This window comes from Kitasatospora brasiliensis (assembly GCF_032654805.1).
Lineage (GTDB): Bacteria > Actinomycetota > Actinomycetes > Streptomycetales > Streptomycetaceae > Kitasatospora > Kitasatospora brasiliensis.
The window spans coordinates 506,253-530,246 of record NZ_JAUOOW010000004.1; the positions used below are offsets into that span (position 1 = coordinate 506,253).

At 73.2% G+C, this 23,994-nt stretch carries 25 protein-coding genes; 16 read left to right on the forward strand and 9 right to left on the reverse strand.

Annotation, left to right across the window (positions count from 1 at the left end; all coding sequences use genetic code 11):
• Positions 1 to 4 precede the first annotated feature (4 nt).
• The 3 genes from QWJ13_RS18425 to QWJ13_RS18435 all read right to left on the reverse strand — a co-directional run bounded on the left by QWJ13_RS18425 (position 5) and on the right by QWJ13_RS18435 (position 2,613).
• On the reverse strand, positions 5 to 1,252 hold the full coding sequence (locus tag QWJ13_RS18425; protein WP_316525700.1) for an NAD(P)/FAD-dependent oxidoreductase: 1,248 nt from the start codon (positions 1,250 to 1,252) through the stop codon (positions 5 to 7).
• A 118-nt stretch (positions 1,253 to 1,370) separates the two neighbouring features.
• Positions 1,371 to 1,802 (reverse strand): nuclear transport factor 2 family protein, encoded by a 432-nt coding sequence (locus tag QWJ13_RS18430; RefSeq protein ID WP_432277547.1) that lies wholly within the window; start codon positions 1,800 to 1,802, stop codon positions 1,371 to 1,373.
• Between the two features lie 7 nt (positions 1,803 to 1,809).
• Positions 1,810 to 2,613 carry an MBL fold metallo-hydrolase gene (locus tag QWJ13_RS18435; protein WP_316525702.1) on the reverse strand — a complete coding sequence of 268 codons (804 nt, stop codon included), beginning with the start codon at positions 2,611 to 2,613 and terminating at the stop codon, positions 1,810 to 1,812.
• A 472-nt stretch (positions 2,614 to 3,085) separates the two neighbouring features.
• Here QWJ13_RS18435 and QWJ13_RS18440 point away from each other — a divergent pair, with 472 nt between their 5' ends.
• Together QWJ13_RS18440 and QWJ13_RS18445 are read left to right on the forward strand one after the other, a co-directional pair.
• Positions 3,086 to 3,943 (forward strand): PhzF family phenazine biosynthesis protein, encoded by an 858-nt coding sequence (locus tag QWJ13_RS18440; protein ID WP_316525703.1) that lies wholly within the window; start codon positions 3,086 to 3,088, stop codon positions 3,941 to 3,943.
• A gap of 157 nt (positions 3,944 to 4,100) precedes the next feature.
• The gene (locus tag QWJ13_RS18445; protein ID WP_316525704.1) at positions 4,101 to 5,021 is read left to right on the forward strand and encodes a LysR family transcriptional regulator; all 921 of its coding nucleotides are present in this window, start codon (positions 4,101 to 4,103) and stop codon (positions 5,019 to 5,021) included.
• 11 nt (positions 5,022 to 5,032) lie between these two features.
• On the opposite strand, the gene QWJ13_RS18450 is transcribed toward QWJ13_RS18445, so the two are convergent.
• From QWJ13_RS18450 to QWJ13_RS18460, 3 genes are all read right to left on the reverse strand, one after another.
• Positions 5,033 to 6,235 carry an MFS transporter gene (locus QWJ13_RS18450; RefSeq protein ID WP_316525705.1) on the reverse strand — a complete coding sequence of 401 codons (1,203 nt, stop codon included), beginning with the start codon at positions 6,233 to 6,235 and terminating at the stop codon, positions 5,033 to 5,035.
• A 137-nt stretch (positions 6,236 to 6,372) separates the two neighbouring features.
• Positions 6,373 to 6,630: a ferredoxin gene (locus QWJ13_RS18455; protein WP_316525706.1), complete on the reverse strand. Its 258-nt coding sequence runs from the start codon at positions 6,628 to 6,630 to the stop codon at positions 6,373 to 6,375.
• Positions 6,627 to 7,841: a cytochrome P450 gene (locus tag QWJ13_RS18460; protein WP_316525707.1), complete on the reverse strand. Its 1,215-nt coding sequence runs from the start codon at positions 7,839 to 7,841 to the stop codon at positions 6,627 to 6,629. Before QWJ13_RS18460 ends, QWJ13_RS18455 begins: the two co-directional genes overlap by 4 nt.
• Before the next feature lie 545 nt (positions 7,842 to 8,386).
• Here QWJ13_RS18460 and QWJ13_RS18465 point away from each other — a divergent pair.
• From QWJ13_RS18465 to QWJ13_RS18500, 8 genes are all read left to right on the forward strand, one after another.
• Positions 8,387 to 9,472, forward strand: coding sequence for an S-(hydroxymethyl)mycothiol dehydrogenase (locus QWJ13_RS18465; RefSeq protein WP_316525708.1), 1,086 nt, complete (start codon positions 8,387 to 8,389; stop codon positions 9,470 to 9,472).
• The gene (locus tag QWJ13_RS18470; protein WP_316525710.1) at positions 9,469 to 10,098 is read left to right on the forward strand and encodes an MBL fold metallo-hydrolase; all 630 of its coding nucleotides are present in this window, start codon (positions 9,469 to 9,471) and stop codon (positions 10,096 to 10,098) included. The genes QWJ13_RS18465 and QWJ13_RS18470 overlap by 4 nt, the downstream gene beginning before the upstream one ends.
• A gap of 58 nt (positions 10,099 to 10,156) precedes the next feature.
• The gene (locus QWJ13_RS18475) at positions 10,157 to 10,558 is read left to right on the forward strand and encodes a pyridoxamine 5'-phosphate oxidase family protein (protein WP_316525711.1); all 402 of its coding nucleotides are present in this window, start codon (positions 10,157 to 10,159) and stop codon (positions 10,556 to 10,558) included.
• Between the two features lie 218 nt (positions 10,559 to 10,776).
• Positions 10,777 to 11,049 (forward strand): hypothetical protein, encoded by a 273-nt coding sequence (locus QWJ13_RS18480; protein ID WP_316525712.1) that lies wholly within the window; start codon positions 10,777 to 10,779, stop codon positions 11,047 to 11,049.
• Between the two features lie 292 nt (positions 11,050 to 11,341).
• Positions 11,342 to 11,956: an NAD(P)H:quinone oxidoreductase gene (gene wrbA / locus QWJ13_RS18485; protein ID WP_316525713.1), complete on the forward strand. Its 615-nt coding sequence runs from the start codon at positions 11,342 to 11,344 to the stop codon at positions 11,954 to 11,956.
• 7 nt (positions 11,957 to 11,963) lie between these two features.
• Positions 11,964 to 12,476 carry a DUF6081 family protein gene (locus QWJ13_RS18490; RefSeq protein WP_316525714.1) on the forward strand — a complete coding sequence of 171 codons (513 nt, stop codon included), beginning with the start codon at positions 11,964 to 11,966 and terminating at the stop codon, positions 12,474 to 12,476.
• A 313-nt stretch (positions 12,477 to 12,789) separates the two neighbouring features.
• Positions 12,790 to 14,007: a 3-hydroxybenzoate 6-monooxygenase gene (locus QWJ13_RS18495; protein WP_316525715.1), complete on the forward strand. Its 1,218-nt coding sequence runs from the start codon at positions 12,790 to 12,792 to the stop codon at positions 14,005 to 14,007.
• 41 nt (positions 14,008 to 14,048) lie between these two features.
• On the forward strand, positions 14,049 to 15,104 hold the full coding sequence (locus QWJ13_RS18500; RefSeq protein WP_316525716.1) for a ketoacyl-ACP synthase III family protein: 1,056 nt from the start codon (positions 14,049 to 14,051) through the stop codon (positions 15,102 to 15,104).
• A gap of 67 nt (positions 15,105 to 15,171) precedes the next feature.
• Here the strand turns inward: QWJ13_RS18500 and QWJ13_RS18505 are convergent, their stop codons facing one another.
• Together QWJ13_RS18505 and QWJ13_RS18510 are read right to left on the reverse strand one after the other, a co-directional pair.
• Positions 15,172 to 16,110 carry an oxidoreductase gene (locus tag QWJ13_RS18505; RefSeq protein ID WP_316526021.1) on the reverse strand — a complete coding sequence of 313 codons (939 nt, stop codon included), beginning with the start codon at positions 16,108 to 16,110 and terminating at the stop codon, positions 15,172 to 15,174.
• A gap of 53 nt (positions 16,111 to 16,163) precedes the next feature.
• Positions 16,164 to 17,558: an MFS transporter gene (locus QWJ13_RS18510; RefSeq protein WP_316525717.1), complete on the reverse strand. Its 1,395-nt coding sequence runs from the start codon at positions 17,556 to 17,558 to the stop codon at positions 16,164 to 16,166.
• 263 nt (positions 17,559 to 17,821) lie between these two features.
• Here QWJ13_RS18510 and QWJ13_RS18515 point away from each other — a divergent pair, with 263 nt between their 5' ends.
• Genes QWJ13_RS18515 through QWJ13_RS18535 form a run of 5 tightly spaced genes read left to right on the forward strand, consistent with a single transcriptional unit; the run spans position 17,822 to position 22,441 of the window.
• The gene (locus tag QWJ13_RS18515; RefSeq protein WP_316525719.1) at positions 17,822 to 18,553 is read left to right on the forward strand and encodes a DsbA family oxidoreductase; all 732 of its coding nucleotides are present in this window, start codon (positions 17,822 to 17,824) and stop codon (positions 18,551 to 18,553) included.
• 33 nt (positions 18,554 to 18,586) lie between these two features.
• Positions 18,587 to 19,684 carry a phenazine antibiotic biosynthesis protein gene (locus QWJ13_RS18520; protein ID WP_316525722.1) on the forward strand — a complete coding sequence of 366 codons (1,098 nt, stop codon included), beginning with the start codon at positions 18,587 to 18,589 and terminating at the stop codon, positions 19,682 to 19,684.
• The gene (locus QWJ13_RS18525) at positions 19,684 to 21,099 is read left to right on the forward strand and encodes an aldehyde dehydrogenase family protein (RefSeq protein WP_316525723.1); all 1,416 of its coding nucleotides are present in this window, start codon (positions 19,684 to 19,686) and stop codon (positions 21,097 to 21,099) included. Before QWJ13_RS18520 ends, QWJ13_RS18525 begins: the two co-directional genes overlap by 1 nt.
• A gap of 20 nt (positions 21,100 to 21,119) precedes the next feature.
• Positions 21,120 to 22,187 (forward strand): beta-ketoacyl-ACP synthase III, encoded by a 1,068-nt coding sequence (locus QWJ13_RS18530; protein ID WP_316525726.1) that lies wholly within the window; start codon positions 21,120 to 21,122, stop codon positions 22,185 to 22,187.
• Complete coding sequence (locus QWJ13_RS18535) at positions 22,184 to 22,441, forward strand: acyl carrier protein (protein WP_316525727.1); 258 nt, start codon at positions 22,184 to 22,186, stop codon at positions 22,439 to 22,441. Before QWJ13_RS18530 ends, QWJ13_RS18535 begins: the two co-directional genes overlap by 4 nt.
• Before the next feature lie 157 nt (positions 22,442 to 22,598).
• Here the strand turns inward: QWJ13_RS18535 and QWJ13_RS18540 are convergent, their stop codons facing one another.
• Positions 22,599 to 23,291, reverse strand: a complete 693-nt coding sequence (locus QWJ13_RS18540; RefSeq protein ID WP_316525729.1) for an SDR family NAD(P)-dependent oxidoreductase — start codon at positions 23,289 to 23,291, stop codon at positions 22,599 to 22,601.
• Positions 23,292 to 23,489: 198 nt separating this feature from the next.
• Here QWJ13_RS18540 and QWJ13_RS18545 point away from each other — a divergent pair, with 198 nt between their 5' ends.
• Positions 23,490 to 23,972, forward strand: a complete 483-nt coding sequence (locus tag QWJ13_RS18545) for an AtaL-like protein (protein WP_316525731.1) — start codon at positions 23,490 to 23,492, stop codon at positions 23,970 to 23,972.
• Positions 23,973 to 23,994: the final 22 nt, after the last annotated feature.

The following is a 23,994-nucleotide window of genomic DNA, read 5'->3' on the forward strand; positions in this document are numbered from 1 at the left end:
CGCCCTACAGGTCCCCGAGCGGCACGTTCGGGTCGGCCAGCGCCTTGGTGTCCACCACCCGCCCCGAGCGCACCAGTTCGCGGATCGGGTCGGTGACGTCCCAGACGTTGACGTTCATCCCCGCGAGCACCCGGCCGCCGGACAGCCAGAACGCGATGAACTCGCGAGTGGCCGGGTCGCCGCGGAACACCACCTGGTCGTAGCCGCCCGGCTCGACGTAGCCGACGTACTCCATGCCCAGGTCGTACTGGTCCGTGAAGAAGTACGGAACCCGGTCGTACACCGCGTCCGGCTGCCCGAGCAGGGCGCGGGCGGCGGTCTGCGGCTGGTTGAGGGCGTTGGCCCAGTGCTCGACCCGGACGTGCTTGCCGAACAGCGGGTGGAAGGCGTTGGCGACGTCGCCGGCCGCGTAGACGTCCGGGTCCGAGGTGCGCAGGTGCTCGTCGGTCTTGACGCCGTTGTCGACCTCCAGCCCGGCCGCCTCGGCGAGGCCGGTGGCCGGGGCGATGCCGATGCCGACCACCACCGCGTCGGCCGCCACCGTGCTGCCGTCGGCGAGCTTCACACCGCTCACCGTGCCGCCCTCGCCGGTCAGTTCGGCCACCTCGGCGCCGAAGCGCAGATCCACGCCGTGCTCCCGGTGCAGGTCGGCGAAGACCTGGGCGACCTCCCGGCCGAGCACCCGCAGCAGCGGCAGTTCGAGCGCCTCCAGCACCGTCACCTCCGCGCCCGCCTCGCGAGCCGCGGCCGCCACCTCCAGGCCGATCCAACCCGCGCCGACCACCGCGATCCGGGCGCCCGGCCGCAGCGCCGCCTTGATCCGGTCGCTGTCCTCGACCCGGCGCAGGTAGAGCACCCCGTCCTGGTCCGCGCCAGGCACCGGCAGCCGGCGCGGCACCGAGCCGGTGGTCAGCAGCAGCTTGGCGTACTCCACCCGGCCGTTGTCGGCGAGCGTCACGGTGTGCCCGGCCGGGTCGATCGCGGCCACCGCGGTGCCCAGCCGCAGCGTGACGTCGTGCTCGCCGTACCACTGCGGCGGGTGGACGTAGACCTTCTCCCGGGGCGTCTTGCCCATCAGGTAGCCCTTGGACAGCGGCGGCCGTTCGTACGGGCGCTCGTGCTCCTCGCCGATCAGCACGATGCCGCCCCGGTACCCGGCCTCGCGCAGCGCCTCGGCGGCCTTCGCACCGCCCAGGGACGCCCCGACGATCACGATCGGGCGCTCCCGCCCGCTGGTGCCCGTGTCGGACATGTTCGACTCCTCGCTCTCCACCGCGGATCGGGCCCCAGCCTGCCGCCATCCGGGTGGCCTGTCGAGACCGCGCCGGGCGCGCCGCGCCATGCTCGCCCGTTCGGGTGAACTCGGAGCCTCAGAGGGTCATCGCCTCCCGGACCAGAGCGGTGTCGGTGAACTGCTCGAAGCGCACGATCCGGCCGCCGCGCACCGTGAAGCGGTGGGCGACCCGGACGGCGAGCGGCTTCCCGGTGCCCCGGTGGACGGCCGTGTAACGGCCCAGCACCACCACCGTCTCGCCGTCCACCACATAGCTGTCGTCGTGCGCCGTCCAGTCGTCCCACTCGGCGGCCAGCCGCTCCATCACGTTGGCGGTGACGCCCTTCGGGGTGCGGTACGTGCCCGCCAGCGGGAAGCCCGCCATCTCGGTCCACTCGACGTCCTCGGCCAGGGTGCTGCGCAGGGCCGCCAGGTCGCCCCGGGCGGACGCCAGGTACTGGCGGCGCACCACGTCGGCGGGGGCGGGCGACTCGGCGAAGTCGGCGACGTCCCGGGGGATCTCGATCACGGACCGCTCACCCCCAGGCCATCTCGCCCATGACGACCTTGGTGCCGATGTCCACCGCGATCCGCAGCCCCAGCTTCGGGAACCGCCGCTCCAGCGACTCCTTGGCGGCCCTCGCGTCCGCGGCCCGGCCGATCTCGGTCTCGAAGGCCCGCAGGTAGGCGCGGGTGTGGTCGACGGCGTTCAGATCGGTGGGCGCGCCCGCGACCCGATGGCCGGCCGCCACCCAGACCGGGTGGAGCGCCTCGATGCCGTCCAGCAGATCGATCCAGGCCGCCCGTTGGGCGGAGGTGGGGGTGTCCGCCGTCCACACGTGCAGGCCCTCGAAGAGCAGCACCCCGCCCAGCACGGCCCGGTGGTGGTGCTGCCAGAGGTAGTGCCGGTCCGGCAGGTGGAAGTCGGCGCCGCGCAACTCGAAGCGGTGCCCCTCGAAGACCAACTCGTCCCCGTGCATCACCTCGGGCCGCACCAGCCGGGTGGGCAGATCGGGGCCCAGATGCGCCCAGGCCCGCAGTTTGGCCTCGTACGTCTTCTGGATGTGCTCGACGGTCGAAGCGGTGGCCAGGAAACGGGCCTGCGGAAAGGCGTCCTGGACCTCCTGGGCGCCGAAGTAGAAGTCGGGATCGCCGTGGCTGACGAAGACGGTGGTCAGCCGCTTGCCGCTCGCGGTGATCCGCTCCACCAGACGGCGGCCGTCGGAGCGGGTGAACCCGGCGTCGACCAGCAGGGCGTCGTGCGGGCCGGTGACCAGGACGGAGGTCTTGTTGAGCGAGCTGTCGGGGCTGTCGATGATCTCGAAGTCGAGTGCACTCATGCGCCCACCTCGCGCAACACGCTGCTTTCCATGGTTCGCTCACTTCGTTCGCTCACGGTGCCGAGCCGTCCTTCCTCCTGCCGGGCGCGCCTCGTCGCCAGCATCCGTGCTCGGCGCGGCGTCCGCATCCGGAAGGGCGACGGCCCGGTGCTACGTCCTCGTCCGGAGCGAGAGATCGCTGCCGGTGGCCACCGCGAGGGTCCGGTCGGTGGGGAGAAGCCGGCCGCGCGGAAGGTCGACCAGTGCGAGTCCAGGACCGGCCACCAGCTCTCGCCGTGCTCGCCCTGTCACCGCCCCGGCCGGTGGCCGGCAGCACCCGGTGGTGCGGCCACTTCGGGGCGGTCGTCCCGGCGGCGGTGACGCGGTCGCGGAGGTGCTGCTGGTGCGGGGTCAGGGCCATCCCGCCGGGGCCGGTGCCGCGGTGATCCGGGACCGCGGGAACAGCGGCGATGCGGTGGGCGTTCGTCCGGTCATGACCGACGACGCCGCTCCCACGATCCTCCGCTACGCCGCCTTCGCCACCCGCCCCGAGGGCGGCAACCCGGCCGGCGTGGTGCTCGACGCCACCGGACTGAGCGGCGAGCGGATGCTCGCCATCGCCGCGGAGGTCGGGTACTCCGAGACCGCCTTCCTGACCGCCGGGCCGACCGAAGGCACCTACCGGGTGCGGTACTTCAGCCCGCTCGCCGAGGTGCCGTTCTGCGGGCACGCGACGGTCGGCTCCGCCGTCGCCCTGGCCGAGCAGGTCGGCCCCGGGCGCTACGTGTTCGCGACCGCGGCCGGGGACGTCCCGGTCGAGGTCGACCGCGGGGCCGACGGGCTGCTGCGCGCCACCCTCACCAGCGTCGAGCCGAAGGTCGAGGAGGTGCCGGCGGCCGACGTCGCGGAGGCGCTCGCCCTGCTCCGCTGGTCCGCCGCCGATCTCGACCCGGCCCTGCCGCCCCGCATCGCCTACGCGGGCGCCCGGCATCTCGTCCTGCCGGTCGCCACCCGCGAGCGGCTGGCCCGACTCGACTACGACTTCGACGGGCTCGCCGACTACATGCGCGCCCGCGACCTGACCACCCTCCAACTCGCCTGGCGCGAGGGCCCCGAGGTCTTCCACGTCCGCGACCCGTTCCCGGTCGGCGGCGTGGTCGAGGACCCGGCCACCGGCGCCGCCGCGGCCGCCTTCGGCGCGTACCTCCGGGAGCTCGGAGCGGTGCCGGCCCCGGTGGCGCTGACTCTGCACCAGGGCGACGACCTGGGCCGTCCGGGTGTGCTGCGGGTCGAACTCCGGGCCGAGGACACCCGAGTGCGGGTCTCGGGCACGGCGGTGGCGATCGGCTAGCGCGACGGCGGCCCCCGCGGCGAGGGCGGCAGCAGGCCTTGCCGCCGCCCTCGCGCCGGGTCGGGCGGGGGTGGAGCAGCGGAGAAGCCCCGCGCTCAAGTGGGTCTTCCGGCCGTTGGGTTCGGACCGGTCGGGTAGCCCGGCGTAGACTGCCGAGGTGGAACGACCGACGCCGGCCCTGGGGGCCTCCGGGACCGCCGTCCTGCCCGAACTGCCCCTGCAGGAGCTGGAGTGCTTCTCCGTCCTCGTCCACCAGTTGCACTTCGGGCGGACGGCGCAGCGCCTGGGCGTCTCGCAGGGCCGGGTGTCCCAGCTGATCAAGCGTCTGGAGGGCCGGGTCGGCGCCCCGGTGTTCCGACGGACCAGCCGCCGGGTCGAGCTGACCGAGCTGGGGCGGGTGCTGGCCGAGCAGGTGGTGCCCGCCTTCGAACGGCTCCGGGAGGGCTACGACGCCGCCCGGGCCGGAGCCGCGACCGCCCGGCCGCTGCGGCTGGGCTTCCAGTGCGCGGTGTACGAGCCGGTCGCCCGGGTGATCGCGAGCCTGCCGGAGGGCGCGGCGCAGCTGGTCGAACTGCCGTGGGCGGATCCGTTCTCGCGCCTCGCCCGGGGTGAGGTCGACCTGGCGATCGTGCTCGCCCCGTGCCGGGAGCCGGGGCTGGAGGTGTTGCTGGAGTTCTCCCGGCAGCCGGTGTGCGTGGCGGTCTCCGCCGAGCACCGCCTCGGCGGGGCGGCCGGGGTGAGCGCCGAGGAGCTGGCCGCGCTGCCGCTGATCGAGCCGCGCGGCCCGGCGCCCGAGTACTGGCGGCAGGTGCACGCGCCCCGACGCACGCCGAGCGGGCGGGAGTTGTCCTACCCGACGGGCGCGGCCACCATCCAGGAGGGCCTGACGATGGTGGCCGGGACCCGCCGGGGGCTGCTGCTGTGCGAGCGCAGCGCGACGTACGTACGGCGGCCGGACATTCGCTTCCTGCCGGTGCCCGAGCTGGAGCCGACCACGCTGGAGGTGGTCCAGCCCGAGCGGCGGCCGCACCCGCTGACGGCCGCGTTCGTGGAGCTGCTCACCGGGCACGTCGACTGAGCCGACACACCTCAGGGCCGGGAGCGCAGGGCGAGCAGCAGGCCGACGGCGGCCAGGCCGGCCGCGGTGAGCAGCACGGCGTGGTTCCCGGCCCGGTCGACGACCAGTCCGCCGGCGAGTGAGCCGAGCGCGATGCTCGCGTTGAACACGCCCGCCCACAGGGCCGCCGAGGCCTCGATCCGGGCCGGGTCGGCGGTGCGGATCAAGGTCTGGGTGGAGACGGACACCCCGCCGTACGAGACGCCCCAGAGGACCAGGACGAGCAGGACGGTGACGAGCCCGCCGGTGGCGTACCCGAGCAGCGCGGTGGCCAGGGTGACCCCGGCGAGGGCGAGGGTGATGGCCGTCCTGGGGCGGCGGCCGGACAGCGGGCCGAGGGTGAAGTTCCCGGCGACGCCGGCGAGTCCGTAGACCAGCAGGCAGGCGGCGATCGTGCCGCTGCTCAGGCCCGCGTCGGCTTCGAGGACCGGGCGTACGTAGGTGTAGCCGGCGAAGTGGCCGAGCACGATGAACGCGGTGACGGCGAGTCCGGCGGCGATGCCCCGGTGGCGCAGGGCGTCGGTCAGCCCGCCGAGGCGTCCGTGCCGGTGCGTCGGCTCCGGTGCCGGCAGCGGGGGCAGGGTGGCGGCCAGGACGGCGGCGGAGGCGGCCCCGAGCAGGGCGATCGCCCAGAACGCGGCGCGCCAGTCGAGCAGGGCGGCCAGGTAGGTGCCCAGAGGGACGCCGAGGACGGAGGCGATGGAGACGCCGGAGAAGATCAGCGTCATGGTGAGCGCGAGGCGCGGGCCGTCGGCGAGGCGCGGGCCGAGGCTCGGGGCGAGGCCCCAGACGATGCCCATGCCGGCGCCGAGCAGGATGCGGCCGAGGGCCAGGACGGCGAAGTTCGGGGCCAGGGCCGTCACCGCGTTGGCCAGGCCGACCAGCAGCATGAACGCGACCAGGACGGCCCTGCGGTCGCGCGGGCCGACGAGGGCCGGGGCGAAGGGGGAGAGGGCGGCGGCGATCAGGCCGGTGATGGTGAGGGACAGGCCGGTGGCCCCGTCGGTGACCGCGAGGCTGTGGGACATCGGGGTGAGTAGGCCGACCGGCATCATCTCGGCGGACACCACGGTGAAGGTGGCGAGCGCGACGGCGAGGATCGGGGTCCAGCGGTGGGCGGTGGGTGAACCGGCCGGTGGGGCGGGGGTTTCCGTGGTGGGTTCGGCGTTTGTCATGCGGTCAGCTCACCAGTCGGCGGAAGGGCCGAACAAGATCGAAGAACTCATCGACCGATTAGCTGGGCTCATCGATCGCTCGGCTCCCCGGGGGTGCCCCGCCGCGATCGTCGTGGTGGGGCACCCCCGGAGCGGGCTCACTCCCCGGGGGCGATCCGGTAGCCGCCGCGGGCCGAGTGGAGGCTGAGCGCCTCGACCGGGCAGAAGTCCACCGCCTCGCTCAGCCTGTCCGTCAACTCCGCTCCGCCGTCGGCGTATCGGGCCAGCGGTGCGGCCAGCCCGTCGGCCCCGAGCGCCAGCGAGTCCGGGGCGCTGAGGGCGCACATCCCGGAGCCGATGCAGCGGCCCCGGTCGACCCGGACGATCACCGGCTCGGTGTCCGGGCGGCCCGTCACCAGAGCACCCGCAGGGCGTTCGGGCTGCGGGTGGCCAGGCCGCGCCGCCAGTCGATCCGCTCGACCGGTTCGGCCAGCCGCAGGGCCGGCAGTCGGCGGGCCAGCCGGTGCAGGGCGAGTTCCATCTCCATCCGGGCCAGCCAGGCGCCCAGGCAGTGGTGCGGTCCGGCGCCGAAGGTGAGCATGGGCGCGGCCAGCGGGGAGAACAGCTCGGTGCCCAGATCGCCGGCGAAGACCGCCGGGTCCTGGTTGGCGGCCTGGGCGTCGGCGGCGACCACGCTGCCGGCCGGGATGACCACGCCGCCGATCTCGACGTCCTCGACGGTGCGGCGCAGCAGTCCTGGCAGGTGCTCCTTGGCGTCGCTGAGCGGGACGGCGCGCAGCAGCTGCTCGGTCGCCGCGGCGGCGCTGGCCTCGTCGGAGGCGAGCCGCTGCCAGGCCTCGCGGTCGTCGTGGAGGAGGTAGACCAGGGCGTTGCCGAGGCTGGTCATGGTCGTCTCGTGCCCGGCCACGACCAGGCCGATGACCAGCACGACCAGCTGGCCCTCGGTGATCGAGCCGTCCCCGGCGGCGGCCGCGAGCAGGCTGCTGACCAGGTCGTCGCCGGGGGCGGCGCGGCGCTCGGCGATCACCTCGGCGCCGAAGGCGGCGAACTCGGCCATCGCGTTGGCGATCGCCTCGGCGCTGTAGGCGGTGGTGGAGAGCGCGTGGTCGCTCCAGTGCGCGAGCCGCTTGGTGTCCACGTTGTCCAGGCCCATCAGCCGGCTGATCACCGAGACCGGCAGCCGGCGGGTGTAGGCGGCGACGATGTCGGCGGGGGAGCCCTGGTCGATCAGCTCGTCGATCAGCGACTCGACCGCCGAGGCCACCCAGGGGCGCCAGCGCTCGATCGCGCGCGGGGTGAAGGCCCGCTGCACGGTGCGGCGCAGCCGCTGGTGCTCGGTGCCGTCGATGTTCAGGATGCCCTGGGGGTCGTCCAGGATGTTGGGCGTGACCTTGAGGGGCGGCGCGTCCGGCGCGAAGAGGGTGGCGCGGCCCAGCCGCGGGTCGGTCAGCACCTGCCGCACGTCGGCGTGCCGGCTGACCAGCCAGACCGGCGTGCCGGTGGGCAGGGCGGCGAGGCGGGGCGGGCCGGGTTCGAGTTGACGCAGGCAGTGCATCGGGGGGAGCGGGGCGGTGCCGGCGCTGGTCGCACTGTTCTCGATGGACATCCGTACTCCAGACTCCAGGGCGGTGGGCCGCGGTGGGCGGCCCGACGGGGGGTGGATCCGGGGATGGTGCGGGGGGACGGGTGATGTGGCCGGCTGGCGGCTCGACACGGGCCGGGATTCGGTCGGGCTCCTGCGAGGTGTGGCGCGAAACGTGCGGGGGCGCACGGTCGGTGCGCACCCGGCGCGGGCGGCGTACGGTGACACGCCGTCGGGTGGGGCGGGTGTGCTGAGCGTGGTCGGGTGGACCGTCTCTGCTACGACCGTACGTGGGTGGTCGGGCGCCCGTCAGCGGCACTTCCAGCCAACACCGGTGCGTTCCAGGCACTTCGAGGCGCACTGACGGGCGCTCAGCGCCATCTGTGCGCCCCCGGTGTCCGGACCGCGCCGGTCTGTCGCCGACCTCCCGGGGATACCCGGCGGGCACATGCCATGGGGCTCCGCCGGTGGCCGCGGGGGTGGGCGCTACGCTTCGTGGGCAGTCTTGCAGTCGTTTGTCGCAGGTCACGCCGGTGCAGAGCCGCACCGGCCGACGGAGGTGGAATCGGATGCCCCAGCAGGTCAAGGCAGTGATCGCGCGCGCCAAGGGCGCGCCCGTGGAGGTGACCACGATCGTGGTGCCGGACCCTGGCCCGGGCGAGGCGGTGGTCCGGATCCAGGCGTGCGGCGTCTGCCACACCGACCTCCACTACCGGGAGGGCGGCATCAACGACGAGTTCCCGTTCCTGCTCGGCCACGAGGCCGCGGGCGTCGTGGAGTCGGTCGGCGAGGGCGTCACCGAGGTCGAGCCCGGTGACTTCGTGGTCCTCAACTGGCGTGCGGTGTGCGGGCAGTGCCGCGCGTGCAAGCGGGGCCGCCCGCAGTACTGCTTCGACACCCACAACGCCAAGCAGAAGATGACGCTGCTGGACGGCACCGAGCTGTCCCCGGCGCTGGGCATCGGCGCGTTCGCCGAGAAGACCCTGGTCGCGGCCGGCCAGTGCACCAAGGTGGACCCGGCCGCCGAGCCGGCCGTCGCGGGCCTGCTGGGCTGCGGCGTGATGGCGGGCCTCGGCGCCGCGATCAACACCGGCAACGTGGGCCGGGGCGACTCGGTCGCGGTGATCGGCTGCGGCGGCGTCGGCGGCGCGGCCGTGATGGGCTCCCGGCTGGCCGGCGCGTCGAAGATCATCGCGGTGGACATCGACGACCGCAAGCTGGAGACCGCCCGCAAGCTGGGCGCCACCCACACCGTCAACTCCCGCACCACCGACCCGGTCGAGGCGATCCGCGAGCTGACCGACGGCAACGGCGCGGACGTGGTGGTCGAGGCGGTCGGCCGCCCGGAGACCTACAAGCAGGCCTTCTACGCCCGCGACCTGGCCGGCACCGTCGTCCTGGTCGGCGTGCCCACCCCGGAGATGACGCTGGAGCTGCCGCTGCTCGACGTCTTCGGCCGCGGCGGCGCGCTGAAGTCCTCCTGGTACGGCGACTGCCTGCCCTCGCGGGACTTCCCGATGCTGATCGACCTCTACCGCCAGGGCCGCCTGGACCTCGGCGCCTTCGTCACCGAGACCATCGAGCTGGACAAGGTGGAGCAGGCCTTCGAGCGGATGCACCACGGCGACGTGCTGCGCTCGGTGGTGGTCCTGTGACCGCGCGCGTCGACCGGCTGGTGACGGCCGGGACCTTCGACCTCGACGGCGGCAGCTGGGAGGTGGAGAACAACGTCTGGATCGTCGGGAACGACGAGGAGGCGGTGGTGATCGACGCCGCGCACGACGCCGAGGCCATCGAGGCCGCGCTCGGCGGGCGCCGGCTGCTGGCGATCGTCTCCACCCACGCGCACAACGACCACATCGACGCGGCCCCGGCCCTCGCCGCCCGCACCGGTGCGCCGATCCTGCTGCACCCGGACGACCTGCCGCTGTGGAAGCTCACCCACCCCGAGCGCCTCCCGGACGGCGAACTGGCCGACGGGCAGCGGATCGAGGTGGCCGGCACCGAGCTGACCGTGCTGCACACCCCGGGCCACGCGCCGGGCGCGGTCTGCTTGTACGCGCCGGAGCTGGGCACCGTCTTCACCGGCGACACCCTGTTCCACGGCGGCCCGGGTGCCACCGGCCGGTCGTTCTCGCACTTCCCGACCATCATCGACTCGATCCGCGAGCGGCTGCTGACGCTCCCGGCCGAGACCGTGGTGCGCACCGGCCATGGCGACCCGACCACCATCGGCGCCGAGGCCCCGGCCCTGCCGGAGTGGATCGCGCGCGGGCACTGACGCCGTGCGGACGGCCCCCGGGGAACGCCCGTTCCCCGGGGGCCGTACGATCGCGACCATGGCCCTTGACCCGCGCGAGCTCGACGACGCCTTCCTCGCCTTCTGGCGGGAGCGGCACATCTCCACGCTGACCACCATCCGTCCGGACGGCACCCCGCACGTGGTGCCGGTGGGCGTGACGTACCAGCCGGAGACGGGCACCGCCCGGGTGATCACCAGCCGCACCAGCCGCAAGGCCTGCAACGTCGCCGCGGCCGGGCCCGAGGGCCTGCGGGTCGCGGTCTGCCAGGTGGACGGGGCGCGCTGGTCCACCCTGGAGGGCGTCGCCGTGGTCCGCGACGAGCCCGAGCAGGTCGCCGAGGCGGAGCGGCGCTACGCCGAGCGCTACCGCGAGCCGCGGGTCAACCCGGACCGGGTGGTCCTGGAGATCACCGTCGAACGGGTGCTCGGCCGGGCCTGAGAACGGTCGTTCCCGGAACGGTCGTTCTCGCTGCCGGAACAGGCTCTCCACCGGGCGGGCGCGGTGCCAACGGGATCCCGGCCACTGTGTCAGTTCGGTCCGGTGGTGGCGCGGGCCGGTGACGGAGTCCGGGGGACCTGACACAGACCGGGCCCGCTCCACCGCGACCCGGCCGCGCGGTGCCTACCGTCGACGGATCCCGACGGAAGGAGTGGACCGTGCAGCCTCGAACGTCCTTCGCCCACACCCATCACGATGTCGCCGAGCCCCCGGCGGGCGACGGCCCGAGCGGGACGGTCGGCAGCACCCTGCTCGCCCACCTCCCCCGCTCCAGCCCGGAGGTGATGGAGAGCATCGCCGTCGCCTTGCTGTCGCTGACCGCGCCGGGGGTGTGTCTGCGGGCCGGCCGCGCCATCCCGTCGGAGCCCTCGGGCGGCGCGGTGTGCGGGGCCGTGGAGGCGGGCCGCGATCTGACAAACTCCTACGAGTAATCGACCGACCCTCCCCGGGTGCCCCTTGGATCCGCCCTACACGGAATCCACACCTCCGGGGGAAGTCGTGATCGCACGTCGTGCGTTTCCGGTGTCCGGTGTAGCCGTCGGGCCAGTTCGTTTCCGCGTCTCCTGACCGCCGTGCCCCCGGGATCCGCCCCGTTTTCCGGTCCCGCAGCTGACGAAGTCGCGTCCCATCTGACGAAGTGACCCGGCCGCGATTGCCGCCTTTCCGGTGGCTGCGGAAACCTCTTCCGCAGTCACCGGATCAAAACCAGGAAGGGACGCTCGAATGACGAACGTCGCCGTCATCTATTACTCCTCCACCGGCCACGTGCACAACCTCGCGGTGGCCGCCGCCGAGGCGGCGAAGAAGGCCGACGCCGAGGTGCGTCTGCGTCAGGTGGCCGAGCTGGCGCCGCAGGCCGCCATCGACTCCAACCCGGCGTGGGCCGCGCACCACGAGGCGACCAAGGGCAGCGAGGTCGCCTCGCTGGACGACCTGGACTGGGCCGACGTCATCCTCTTCGGCACCCCGACCCGCTTCGGTCTGCCGGCCGCGCAGCTCAAGCAGTTCATCGACACCGCCGGCGGCCTGTGGGCCCAGGGCAAGCTGGCGAACAAGGTCGTCACCTCGTTCACCTCCACCTCGCAGACCCACGGTGGCCAGGAGAGCACGCTGCTCGCGCTGAACAACACCTTCTACCACTGGGGCGCGATCATCGCTCCGCCCGGTTACACCGATGGCGTCCAGTTCCACATCAAGACCGGCAACCCGTACGGCGTCGGCCACGTCTCGTACGACAACGCCGGTGTGGACGAGGCCACCTACGCCGCGATCGAGCACCAGACCCGTCGCGCGGTGGAGATCGCCGGCGCCCTCAAGCGCGGATTCTCGGCGGCCTGAGGCCGTCGTGCCGCGTGCGCAGACGCACAGTGACCCGGCCGCCGTCGACGGCGGCCGGGTCGTCTGGGACGACTTCCGCGACGGGTTCGACCACCGCGGGGACGGGTCCCGGTGGACCCTCACCCCGTGCGGCGACGCGCTGCCGGACGGCGACGGCGTCGTCACCACCACCGAGGCCGGACTGCGGGTGGTGCCCACCGGCACGAACCCGCGCACCGGTGAGCCGGCCTTCGTCTTCACCACCGGCCGGGAGAGCGAGGGCGGCGGCGGAGGTGCCGACCACTTGAAGTTCTTCGCGCTGGCCCGGCACACCTCGAAGGCGGGCATCCTCGGCTTCGACGCCGAGCCCGGCCGGGTGCTCACCATCGACGTGACGATGTCCGCCCGGACCTTCGGCACCGAGCGGCACCCGTTCGGCGCCGCGGCGGCCGACCCGGCGAGCCTCCCGCAGAACCGCCTGTGGGGCCAGGGCACCCGGCTCGACGTCCGCGAGATGGGCGTGACCTCGGCCTCGCGCTGAGGCCCCGCGCCGAGGCCCCGCGCCGAGGCCCCGTCCCGGCCGTCGGCCCGCGGGCCGCGACGAGCGGCTCCGGCCCCGGCGAGCTCCCCCTGGCTCGTCCGGCCGGAGCCACTCCGTTTTCTTTCCCGCCCCCGGTTCCCCGGGGGCTTTCCGCATTTCCGGAACGCTTTTCGGTCCGATTTCCAACCCGCTTCCAACCCGCTTCCGGTCCGCCTTTCGGCCAGCTGACGAAGTCAGGCTCCGTTCATTGCCGACCGGCCCGCCCCGGCGAAACATGTGTGCTATCTCCGACGACAGGAAAGGGACTCGGAAAATGCCGAAGATTGCGATAGCCGGCGGCGGAATCGGCGGTCTGGCGACCGCGCTGAGCCTGGCCCGGCGCGGGCACGACGTGGTGGTGCTCGAACGCCGGGACTGCTTCACCGAGATCGGCGCCGGCATCCAGCTCGGGCCGAACGCGTTCCAGGCGCTGGACCGGCTGGCCGTCGGCGACGCGGTCCGGTCCCGCGCGGTGCACATCGACGAGCTCCGCTTCATGGACGGCACGACCGACGAGAAGGTCGTCTCGATGCCGCTCACCGGCGCCTACCGGGCCCGCTTCGGCAACCCGTACGCCGTGGTGCACCGCATCGACCTGTACGAGCCGCTGCTGGCCGCCTGCCGCGCCGAGCCCTCGGTGGAACTGCGCGTCGACTGCTCGGTGGAGAGCTACCGGCAGGACCCCGACGGGGTGACTGTCCAGCTGGCCAACGGCGAGCGGGTCCACGCCGACGCGCTGGTCGGCGCCGACGGCATCAACTCCTTCGTCCGCAAGCAGCTCGTGGGCGACGGCTACCCCAAGGTGTCCGGGCACACCATCTACCGCTCGGTGATCCCCATGTCGGAGGTCCCCGAGGAGCTGCGCTGGAACACCGTGACGCTGTGGGCCGGGCCCAAGTGGCACTTCGTCCACTACCCGATCGGCGGCGGGGAGTTCCTCAACCTGGCCGCCACCCGCGACGACGGCGCCACCGAGGCGGTGCTCGGCCTGCCGGTGGAGCGCGACCACGTGCTGAACGAGTTCCCGGGCCTGGGCGAGACCGCCCGGCGGCTGCTGGAGCTGGGCCGGGACTGGAAGTCCTGGGTGCTGTGCGACCGCGACCCGGTGGAGCGCTGGGCCGAGGGCCGGGTCGTCCTGGTCGGCGACGCCGCCCACCCGATGCTCCAGTACGCCGCCCAGGGCGCCTGCCAGGCCGTCGAGGACGCCGTGGTGCTCGGCGAGCTGATCGGCGACGAGCCGGCCGACTTCACCCAGCGCTTCGAGAAGTTCAACGCCGAGCGCCGCGAACGCACCGCCGCCATCCAGCTGTTGGCCCGCGAGATGGGGCGCCGGCTGTACCACCCGGCGGGCGAGGCCGCCGAGGCCCGCAACGCCATGCTGCGCTCGCTGTCCGACGAGGACCTGTACCGGAAGGTCCAGTGGCTGCACGGCGGCGAGGTCGGCACCGGCCGCGGCCCCGGCCCGGTCCCGGTGATCGAGCGCACGGTCTGACCCCGTCCCCGACCCCGCCCTGCGAGAGGAGCACATCCACCATGCGTCACGACAACCTGTACATCACGGGCGTGGGGGCCTGGTACCCCAAGCCGATGGCCGTCGAGGAGGCGATCGAGGCCGGCTGGTACGACGAAGCCACCCGGCGGCGCTCCGGCCAGACCGCCGCCGCGGTGGCCGGCGACGACGACACCCAGCCGGAGATGGCGGTGCGGGCGGGGAAGCAGGCGCTGCGCCGATCCGGCCTGGACACCGGCGAGTTCGGGCTGCTGCTGCACGCCACGGGCGCGTTCTGCGGCCTGGACGGCTGGAACGTCGCCTCCTACCTTCAGCATCAGGTGCTGGACGGCAACGGGCTGTCCTTCGAGATCAAGCAGCAGTCCAACGGCGCCATGGCGGCGATCGAGCTGGCCGCGGCCTTCCTCGCCGCGCGCCCCGAGCGGCGGGCCGCGATGATCACCGCCTCGGACCGCTTCGTGATGCCGACGTGGAACCGCTGGCGCACCTACCCGGGCCTGGTGTTCGGCGACGGCGCGAGCGCCGCGGTGCTCTCCCGCACCGGCGGCTTCGCCCGCGTCGCCTCCGTCGTCACCGAGAGCCGGCCCGAGCTGGAGCGCGCCCAGCGCGCCGGGCTGTCGTTCATGGCGTTCCCCGACTACGAGGACACCAAGGCCTACCCGATCAACCTCATCGACCGGATGCAGGCCTTCGCCGACGAGGAGCACGGCGGCCGGATCTCCGAGGTCTTCAAGCGGATGAACGAGGCCCTGATCCGCTCCGTCGGGCGGGCCGCCGAGGAGGCCGGGACCCGGCCCGAGGACATCGACCACCTGGTCTTCCCGAACTTCGGCAAGACGATGCTGCGCCAGGAGGTGCTCACCCCGCTGGGGCTGGACGCCGCCAGGACGCCGGCCGACTGGGTCCGGGAGACCGGCCACGTCGGCGCCACCGACCAGTTCGGCGGCCTGGAGCACCTGATCCGCGCGGGCCGGCTGGAGGCCGGCCAGCGGGTGCTGCTGTGCGGCATCGGGCTCGGCTTCAACTGGACCAGTGCGGTCCTGGAGATCGACGAGCGCCCCGCCCCGGTCCGCGACTGAGGTACGGCGCCACGGCGAAGGGCCCGGACACCGAGGAGGTGTCCGGGCCCTTCGCCGTGGGCGGTCGTCAGGAGGCCCGCATGGCCTCCAGCTCCGTCAGGTCCTCCTCGGTCAGCCGCAGCGCGGCCGCGGCGACGTTCTCCTCCAGGTGCCCGACCGACGAGGTGCCCGGGATGCACACCAGGTTGGGGGAGCGGTGCAGCAGCCAGGCCAGGGCCACCTGGTAGGCGGTGACGCCGTGCCGCTCGGCCACCACATCGACGGGCTTCGCGTCCAGCGGCACGTTCAGCGGGACCTTGGCGTCCTTGCCCGGCGTCTTCTCGGCGCCCAGCAGGGTGTAGGTGCCCAGCGGGAAGAAGGACATGTACGCGATGCCGGCCTCCTCGCAGGCCCGCAGGGTGGCCTCGTCGTCCCGGCGCACCACGTTGTACTCGTTCTGCACGCACACCACGGGGGCGATCGAACGGGCCTCGGCGAACTGCGCCGGGGTGACGTTGCTGACGCCCAGGTGCCGCACCAGGCCCTGCTCCCGCAGCTCGGCGAGGGCGCCGAACGGCTCGGCGATCGACTCGTCCGGGCCGATGCCGCCGGCTTCGGCGACGATCCGCAGGTTGACGACGTCCAGGTGGTCACGGCCGAGGTTGCGCAGATTGGAGTGGACCGCCTCGCGCAGCTCCGCGGGGGACAGGGCGGCCGGCCACTCCATGTCCGGGGTGCGCTTGGCACCGATCTTGGTGACGATCACCAGGTCGTCGTCGTACGGGTGCAGGGCCTCGCGGATGAGCTCGTTGACCACGTGCGGACCGTAGTAGTCGCTGGTGTCGATGTGATTGACCCCGAGCTCGCGCGCCCGGCGCAGTACCGCGAGGGCGCTCTCGCGGTCCTTCGGCGGGCCGTAGACGCCGGGGCCGGCCAGCTGCATCGCGCCGTACCCCATGCGGTTGATGGTGAGCTCGCCGCCGAGGGTGATGGTGCCGGCGGCAGCGGCGGGGGCGGTGGATTGCATGCTCATGACAGAACTCTCCTGGTGGGAAGGGGGATTCATCGGGAGGGGGACGGTCAGTGGGGGCGGCGCAGGGCGCGGCCGAGGCAGATCCAGAGCAGGACGGCGGACGCGAGCACGACGAGCGAGTCCACACCCAAGGAGAGCCGGACGCCGGACAGCACGGCGTCGGCGTGCGAGCCGGCGCCCGCCAGCGCGTGGATCCGGCTGCTGGCGACGGCGCTGAGCACCGGGGTGCCCATGGCGAGCGCCACCTGCTGGGTCATCGTGGCCAGACCGGTGGCCAGACCCTGCTCGGCGTTCGGCAGACCGGTGGTCGCGGTGACCATGTACGCCACCACGCCCATGACGTGGCCGAAGGCGCCCACCGTCAGCGCGGCCAGCACGAGGGCGATCCCGCCGCCGCTGCCGGTGACCAGGAATACGCCCAGCGGGCCGACGAGTTGGAACACCAGGCCGGCCACCAGGGTGGTCCGGTTGCCGAACCGGCCGAGGACGCGGGGGGCGAAGGCGCCGCCCAGGAACGCGGAGACGCCCAGCGCCGAGAAGGCGATCCCGGTGGCGAGCGCCGAGTAGCCGTGGACCTCCTGGAGGTACAGGGTGACCAGGAAGATCCCGCCGGTCTGCATGGTGATCAGGGCCAGGCCGCCGAAGTTGCCCCAGCGGACGGTCGGACGGCGCAGGATGCCGACCGGCGCGAGGGGCGTCTCGGTGCGCAGCTCGATGCGGTAGAAGGCGACGAGCAGCGCGGCGCCGACCAGGACGCAGCCGAGCACCAGCGGGTTGTCCCAGCCCATGTCGGGGCTGCGGGAGACGCCGTAGACCAGCGCGACCAGGCCCGCGCTCACCGTGACGGCGCCGGGGGCGTCCATCCGGGGGCGGTCCGCGGAGCGGCTCTCCTTCAGGAGCGTCGGCGAGAAGGCCACGATGGCGGCCCCGACCGGCACGTTGAGCAGGAACGACCAGCGCCAGCTGAGCAGCCCGGTGAGCAGCCCGCCGGCCACCGCGCCGACGGTGAAGCCGAGCGAGATCATGGTGCCGTTGACGCCCAGCGCCTTGGCCCGCAGCGGGCCGTCCGGGAAGGACGTGGTGAGCAGCGCGAGCGCCGACGGGGTGGCCATCGCGGTGGCGACGCCCTGGAGGACCCGGGCGGCGATCAGCACCGACGGGCTCTGCGCGACCGCGCCCAGCACGGACGAGACGACCAGCAGCCCGATGCCGGCCGTGAACAGCAGGCGTCGCCCGTAGAGGTCGGCCATCCGTCCGAACAGCAGGGTGAAGCCGGCGGAGGTGAGCGCGAACGCGGTGGTGATCCAGTGCAGGTTCCCGACCGAGAAGCCGAGGCCCTCGCCGATCACCGGGATGGCGACGTTGAGCAGGGGGAGGTCCGCCGCCAGCAGGAAGGTGGAGCTGAGCAGCAGGACGAGCACGGCCCGCTGATGCGGGGTCATTCGGGGCGGGGCCGCGGTATCCACGGTGCGTTCAGCGTCCAGCACGGACATGTGAAATCCCTTTCGTGCGAGTTTGAGTCATGTTCCGGGACGGTCCGAAGGGCTGTCGATCGGCGGCGGTCCACTTCGTCAGGTAGCGGAAATCCGTCTGACGAAGTGCGGGCTGCGTGACAAAGTCCTCCGCTCGCCCTGCGGACGATCACCCGGCGGTGGCCAGAATTCGGCCAATCCGTTCCGTACGTGCAGCCCGGAGGTTCGCCGCCATGACCCAGCAGGCCGATCTGGAAACCCTGTACTCGTCCGACCCGGTCGTCGTGACCGTCTGGTCGGACATCGGCTGCCCCTGGGCGACGCTGGCCTTGCACACCCTGCACGCCGTCGCCTGGGAGCGGGGCTCGCAGGTCATGGTCGACCACCGGGCCTTCCCGCTGGAGCTGTTCAACTCCGAGCCCACGCCCAAGCCGATCATCGACGCCGAGACGGTGGCGATCGGCGCGATGATGCCCGAGCTGGGCTGGCGGATGTGGCCGGGGCCGGACTGGCGCTACCCGGTCACCACCCTGCCGGCCATGGAGGCGGTGCAGGCGGCGAAGGCGGCGGCGGTCGGCGGGCTGCCCGCGAGCGACCAGCTGGACACCGCGCTGCGGCAGGCCTTCTACGGCGGCGGACGGTGCATCAGCGTCACCTCGGAGATCCTCGCCGTCGCCGCCGAGTGCCCGCTGGTCGACGAGGCGGCGCTGGGCGAGGCCCTGGAGCGCGGCACCGCGCGCGCGGCGATCCACCGCGACCTCGCGGTGGCCCGCGGACCGAGGGTGCAGGGCAGCCCGCACCTGTTCACCGCCGCCGGAACGGACGTGCACAACCCGGGAGCCGTCTTCCGGTGGACGGGAAGCCCCTACGAGGGCGGATTCCCGCACTTCCTTTCCTATTCACGGGACTGGGCCGAGGAACTCCTCGACGAGGTGGCGCTCGGCGCCCCGCCCCAGGCCGCCTGATCCGTTTCCGCATTCCCTGAAGGGGGCCCGAAGTTGTCCACCGCAGACCCGATCCTCGAACTTCCCTACGGCGTCACGCCCGACCCTGACGAATTCCTCCGCGCCGCGATCCGCTGGCACTTCTCCGAGGAGACCGGAGCGCCGTTCTGGCTGGACCGCGCCGACCGGCTGGACTTCGACCCGCGCACCGACGTCCGCACCTTCGACGACCTGAAGCTCTTCCCGAACTTCGCCAACGAGCTGCGCGACGTGCGCGCCGAGGACCTGATCCCGCGCGGCTACGGGCCCCGGCCGAAGGTCGTCGGCGTCTTCGACAGCGGCGGCACCACCGGCGCGCCCAAGCGCGTGGTCATGCTCCAGGAGTGGCTGGACATGCTGCTGGCGCACAGCAACGCCCAGCTCGACGCGCACGGCGTGCCGCGCGACGTGAACTGGCTGATGGCCATCCCGTCCGGGCCGCACATGGTCGGCGCCTCCTTCCAGCAGCTGGTGGCCGAGCGCGGCGGGCTCTCCTTCTCCGTCGACGTCGACCCGCGCTGGGTGAAGAAGATCATCGCCCGGGGTGAGCAGACCGAGGCCGACCTGTACACCGAGCACCTGATCGACCAGCTCCAGCACCCGCTGCGCTCCCAGGACATCGGCGTGCTGATGCTCACCCCGCCGGTCCTGGAGCGGCTGTGCCGCCGGGAGGAACTGGTCGACCTGGTGCGCGAGAAGGTGAAGGCGATCATGTGGGTGGGCACCCAGCTCGACCCGGACACCCGCCACCTGTACCGCACCGAGCTGTTCCCGGACGCCGTGCTGTGCAGCGGCTTCGGCAACACCATGACGCTCGGCCACGTCAGCGAGCGCCCCGGCCTCACCGACGACGAGCCCTGCGTCTACGACCCCTTCTCGCCGTACATGACGTACAACGTCATCGACCTGGAGGAGCGCCGGCCGGTCGCGTACGGCGAGCGCGGCCGGGTGGTCATGCACTACGTCGGCAAGAGCCTGTTCCTGCCCAACAACCTGGAGCGGGACTTCGGCACCCGGATCCGCCCGCTGCCGGGCCAGGTCGGCGACTCGGTCGCGGACATCGCGCCGGTCGCCGAGTTCGACCAGGAGAAGGTCATCGAGGGGGTCTACTGATGGCCCGGTCCCCGATCGCCGACGCCCCGGCGGCCGAACTCCACCTGCTGGACGCGCTGGGCCCCGCCGGCCCGTACCGCGCCCGCAAGCGCGAGACCGTCACCGACACCGCCGGCACGCCGGTCGCCGAACTCAGCCTCACCCCGCGGCTGTTCGTCACCCGGGCGCTGTCCGCCCTGCACCGGGCGGCCCCGCTGCCGCCGGAGCGGCGGCTGGCCGCGCTCGCCGAGGCCGGGCGGATCTTCCGCGAGGAGACCGTGGCCGGCCTGTCGTACGACGCCTACGAGCGGACGGTGGCCGAGGTCTCCGGCATCCCGCTGCCGGCCGTGCGCTCCGCCGCCGACGAGATCGCCGACTCCGCGCGGCGCGCGCTGGCCGGCGCGTACGGCGCGCTGCCCGGCGGCGCCGTGCTCGACTGGCGGGACCCGCGCACCCGCACCGGCGCCGCGGTGTGGACCCGGCGTGGCGAGGTCCTCGCGGTGAACGCGGCCGGCAACCACCCCGCCCCGCACGCCCTGTGGCTGGAGGCCCTCGCCCTCGGCTACCGGGTCGCGATCCGGCCCTCGCGGCGCGAGCCGTTCACCCCGCACCGCCTGGTGACGGCGCTGCGCGCGAGCGGCTTCGGCGACGACCACGTGGCGCTGCTGCCCACCGACCACGCGACGGCCGACGAGGTGCTGCTGGGCGCCGACCTCGCCCTGGTGTACGGCGGTGACGACGTGGTGCGCAAGTACGCCGCCGACCCGACCGTGCTGGTCCAGGGCCCCGGCCGGACCAAGATCCTGGTCACCGAGGGCGCCGACTGGCGGGCCCACCTGGACATGATCGTCGACTCGATCGCCCACCACGGCGGCGTCAAGTGCGTGGACACCACCGCGGTCCTGATCGAGGGGGACCCGGCGCCGCTGGCCCGCGCCCTCGCCGAGCGGCTCGGCGCGCTGCCGAGCCTGCCCGCCGAGGACGAGAAGTCCGTGCTGCCCGTCCAGCCGGCGGACCGGGCACGGGCGTTGGAGCGGCACCTGCTGGAGCGCGCCAGGGGCACCGTGGCCCACCTCGGCGGTGACGGCGTGGTGGAGGAACTCCCGGGCGGAGGAGCGGTGCTGCGCCCGGCGGTGTTCGAGGTGCCGGACCTCAAGGGCGGCTGGCACACCGCCGAGCTGCCCTTCCCCTGCGTGTGGGTGGCGCCCTGGAGCCGCGCCGACGGGACGGCCGAGCTGCGCGACAGCCTCGTCCTCGGGGTCCTCAGCGGCGACGAGGAGCGGGACGCCGACCTGCTCGACGCGCTGGTCGACGACCCGAGCGTCGCCAACGTGCACCTCGGCGGCCATCCGACCCACTGGATGGACCGCGGTGTGCCGCACGACGGCTACCTCGGCGAGTTCCTGATGCGGACCAAGACCGTCATACGCGGCTGAGCGAAAGGCCAGGCATCGCCATGACCGACCCACACCGACCGGAAGCCGACGCGCGGCCAGCCGCCGTCCTCAGAGGCCTCGGCACCTTCCTGCCGCCGCGCGTGGTCACCAACCACGAGCTGTCCGAGCGGATGGACACCAGCGACGAGTGGATCCGCACCCGCACCGGCATCCGGGAGCGGTACTGGGTGGAGCCCGGTACGGCCACCGGCGACCTCGCCGTCGAAGCGGGGGCCAGGGCGCTGAAGTCGGCGGGCGTGGACACCGTGGACGCGGTCGTCCTCGCCACCACCACGCCGGACCACCCCTGCCCGGCGACCGCGCCCTGGGTCGCCGCCCGGCTCGGCCTCGGCCGGGTGCCGGCGTACGACATCGCCGCCGTGTGCGCCGGCTTCGTGTACGCCCTGGCCAACGCGGCGGGGCTGATCCTCGCCGGCGTCGCGGACCGGGTGCTGGTGATCGGCGCGGAGACCTACTCCAGCATCCTCGACCCGGCCGACCGCAACACCGCGGTGATCTTCGGGGACGGCGCCGGCGCCGTGGTCCTGGAGGCCGGCCGCGCCGACGAGCCCGGCGCGCTGCTCGGCTTCGACCTGGGCAGCGACGGCGGGCAGCACGACCTGATCGCCATCCCGGGCGGCGGCTCCCGGCAGCGCTCCGGCGGCAACCCGCCGGACCCGGCCGGGAGTTACTTCACGATGCAGGGCAAGCGGGTGTTCGTCCAGGCGGTGACCAGCATGGGCGGCTCGTCCAGGGCGCTGCTGGAGCGGCTCGGCTGGGCCGGCGACACGGTCGACCGGCTGGTCGGCCACCAGGCCAACGTCCGCATCCTGCACGCGGTCGCCGACGACCTGGGCATCGACCGCGAGCGCGCCATCGTGAACCTGGACCGGGTCGGCAACACCTCCGCCGCGTCCATCCCGCTGGCCCTCGCCGACGCGGCCGCCGCCGGCGACCTGCGCCCCGGCGAGCGCGTGCTGCTGACCGCCTTCGGCGGCGGCCTGGCCTGGGGCTCCACGGCCCTGGTGTGGCCGGACATCAACCCGAACCGACATCACCCGACACGACCCGAAAGGTGGACCCCATGACCGTCCTCGCCGAGAACACGATCGTCGAGCACATCGCCACGATCATGGCCGAGAAGTTCGAGATCCCGGTGGCCGACGTCGACGTCACCGCCGAATTCGAGACGATGAAGCTGGACTCCCTCGACCTCGTCGAGCTCGCCGTGATCCTCACCCGGACGTACGGGATCGAGCTGGACGACTTCGACATCACCGACGCCGGCTCCATCGAGAAGACCGTCGCGATGATGCGGGAGAAGGGCCTCCGGACGGCCTGATCCGACGCGGCACGTTCCAGGGCCCGGACGTTCACGCGTCCGGGCCCTTCCGCATGCCCGCGATCCCCCCCCCCCCCGAACGAAAGCGCACGGGACCGCGCACACAAAGGTGCCCCGGCCTCTGCCAGGCCGGGGCACCGCGCACGTACGGGGTGGGTCACACCGTCGTCTTCAGGTCCAGGACGAGGTCGTGGCCCACGATGTAGGACGCCTCGTCGGACGCCAGCCAGAGCACCGTGTCGGCGATCTGCTCGACGCGCGCCCCGCGGCCCAGCGGGCAGGGGCTGATGGCGTTGATGCGGATGCCGCGGTCCGCGTACTCGCGGGCCGCGGTCAGGGTGAGCGCGCTGACCGCGGCCTTCGACGCGGCGTACGCGCCGAGTCCGGGCAGCATGCCCTGCGCGCCGATGTTGCTCGCGGTGTTGACGATGACGCCGTGGCCGGCCCGCTCCATGTGCGCGATCTCGTGCTTCATGGCCAGCCAGACGCCGGTGAGATTGGCGGTGAGCGTCTGCGACCAGACCTTCTCGCAGATCTCCCCGACGGGCTGGGTGGGGCCGAGTTCGGTCACATTGTTGAAGGCCACGTCGAGGGCGCCGTGCCGGCGCACCGTCTCGGTGACGATGTACTGCGCGCCGTCCTCGCCCAGGCCCGAAGGATCGGCCACGACCCGGTCGGCCTTTCCGCCCTGGCGGGCGATCAGCTCGCAGGTCGCGTCCAGGGTCTCCGGGTACCGCCCGGCCACCACCACGGTGGCGCCCTCGGCGGCGAAGGCGATGGACGCGGCCCGCCCGATCCCCTCGCCGCCTCCCGTCACCAGGACGACCTGGCCGGCGAATCGTGTCGACATCGACGTTCCCCTTTTCTTCTGGCGTCGCCATTCACCTTCGAGGCTGCCGCCGACTCCACTGAGCGGCAACGAATCACCGGCTTTCCTGTCAGGTCGTCCCGCGCATCTGACGGAGTTTTCGTGCGGTGTTTGCCGATCTCCGGAGAACTCTTCGACACTTCCCCTCGGCAGGTACGGTGCAGACCGAAGGGAATTCCAGTGCTGACGATTTCATGGACCCGGGTCATCGACGGGATGGACCGGGAGACGCACCGGAAACCCACCCGGGACGGCCTGTGGCGGGCCATGCTGCACAAGGCGGAGAACCCCGTCCTGTACGTGCCCGCCATCACGTCCTCCCGGATCGTGGAGCGGTACCCCGACGGGTTCCTGCGCGAGTCGTGCCGCGGCGAGCGCTTCCTCGTCCAACGGGTCACCCCGAACGAGGAGGCCGGCGTCATCACCTTCCGGCACCAGGACGCGACCGACCTCTCGGTGATCCGCAACCGGATCGGCACCGACGACACCGGCCGGCTCACCCTGACCCTCAGCATCACGCTGGACGAGGGCCCGACCGAGACCGCGCTGTCGCAGAGCGAGTACCTGCGCGACCTGGACAGCGACTTCTGCGGCACGCTCAAGGCGATGACCGTGGTGCTGCGCCGCACGGCACTGCACGGGCGCCCGGTCGACGAGGCCTGACCGGATCCGGGGCGAGCGGCGT

What these genes read in the sequence shown, in the direction of transcription:
- QWJ13_RS18425 (WP_316525700.1), bottom strand. Translation starts at nt 1,252, where the DNA reads ATGTCCGACACGGGCACCAGCGGGCGGGAGCGCCCGATCGTGATCGTC.
- QWJ13_RS18435 (WP_316525702.1), bottom strand. Translation starts at nt 2,613, where the DNA reads ATGAGTGCACTCGACTTCGAGATCATCGACAGCCCCGACAGCTCGCTC.
- QWJ13_RS18440 (WP_316525703.1), top strand. Translation starts at nt 3,086, where the DNA reads ATGACCGACGACGCCGCTCCCACGATCCTCCGCTACGCCGCCTTCGCC.
- QWJ13_RS18450 (WP_316525705.1), bottom strand. Translation starts at nt 6,235, where the DNA reads ATGACAAACGCCGAACCCACCACGGAAACCCCCGCCCCACCGGCCGGT.
- QWJ13_RS18460 (WP_316525707.1), bottom strand. Translation starts at nt 7,841, where the DNA reads ATGTCCATCGAGAACAGTGCGACCAGCGCCGGCACCGCCCCGCTCCCC.
- QWJ13_RS18465 (WP_316525708.1), top strand. Translation starts at nt 8,387, where the DNA reads ATGCCCCAGCAGGTCAAGGCAGTGATCGCGCGCGCCAAGGGCGCGCCC.
- QWJ13_RS18475 (WP_316525711.1), top strand. Translation starts at nt 10,157, where the DNA reads ATGGCCCTTGACCCGCGCGAGCTCGACGACGCCTTCCTCGCCTTCTGG.
- wrbA (WP_316525713.1), top strand. Translation starts at nt 11,342, where the DNA reads ATGACGAACGTCGCCGTCATCTATTACTCCTCCACCGGCCACGTGCAC.
- QWJ13_RS18495 (WP_316525715.1), top strand. Translation starts at nt 12,790, where the DNA reads ATGCCGAAGATTGCGATAGCCGGCGGCGGAATCGGCGGTCTGGCGACC.
- QWJ13_RS18500 (WP_316525716.1), top strand. Translation starts at nt 14,049, where the DNA reads ATGCGTCACGACAACCTGTACATCACGGGCGTGGGGGCCTGGTACCCC.
- QWJ13_RS18505 (WP_316526021.1), bottom strand. Translation starts at nt 16,110, where the DNA reads ATGCAATCCACCGCCCCCGCCGCTGCCGCCGGCACCATCACCCTCGGC.
- QWJ13_RS18510 (WP_316525717.1), bottom strand. Translation starts at nt 17,558, where the DNA reads ATGACCCCGCATCAGCGGGCCGTGCTCGTCCTGCTGCTCAGCTCCACC.
- QWJ13_RS18515 (WP_316525719.1), top strand. Translation starts at nt 17,822, where the DNA reads ATGACCCAGCAGGCCGATCTGGAAACCCTGTACTCGTCCGACCCGGTC.
- QWJ13_RS18525 (WP_316525723.1), top strand. Translation starts at nt 19,684, where the DNA reads ATGGCCCGGTCCCCGATCGCCGACGCCCCGGCGGCCGAACTCCACCTG.
- QWJ13_RS18530 (WP_316525726.1), top strand. Translation starts at nt 21,120, where the DNA reads ATGACCGACCCACACCGACCGGAAGCCGACGCGCGGCCAGCCGCCGTC.
- QWJ13_RS18535 (WP_316525727.1), top strand. Translation starts at nt 22,184, where the DNA reads ATGACCGTCCTCGCCGAGAACACGATCGTCGAGCACATCGCCACGATC.
- QWJ13_RS18540 (WP_316525729.1), bottom strand. Translation starts at nt 23,291, where the DNA reads ATGTCGACACGATTCGCCGGCCAGGTCGTCCTGGTGACGGGAGGCGGC.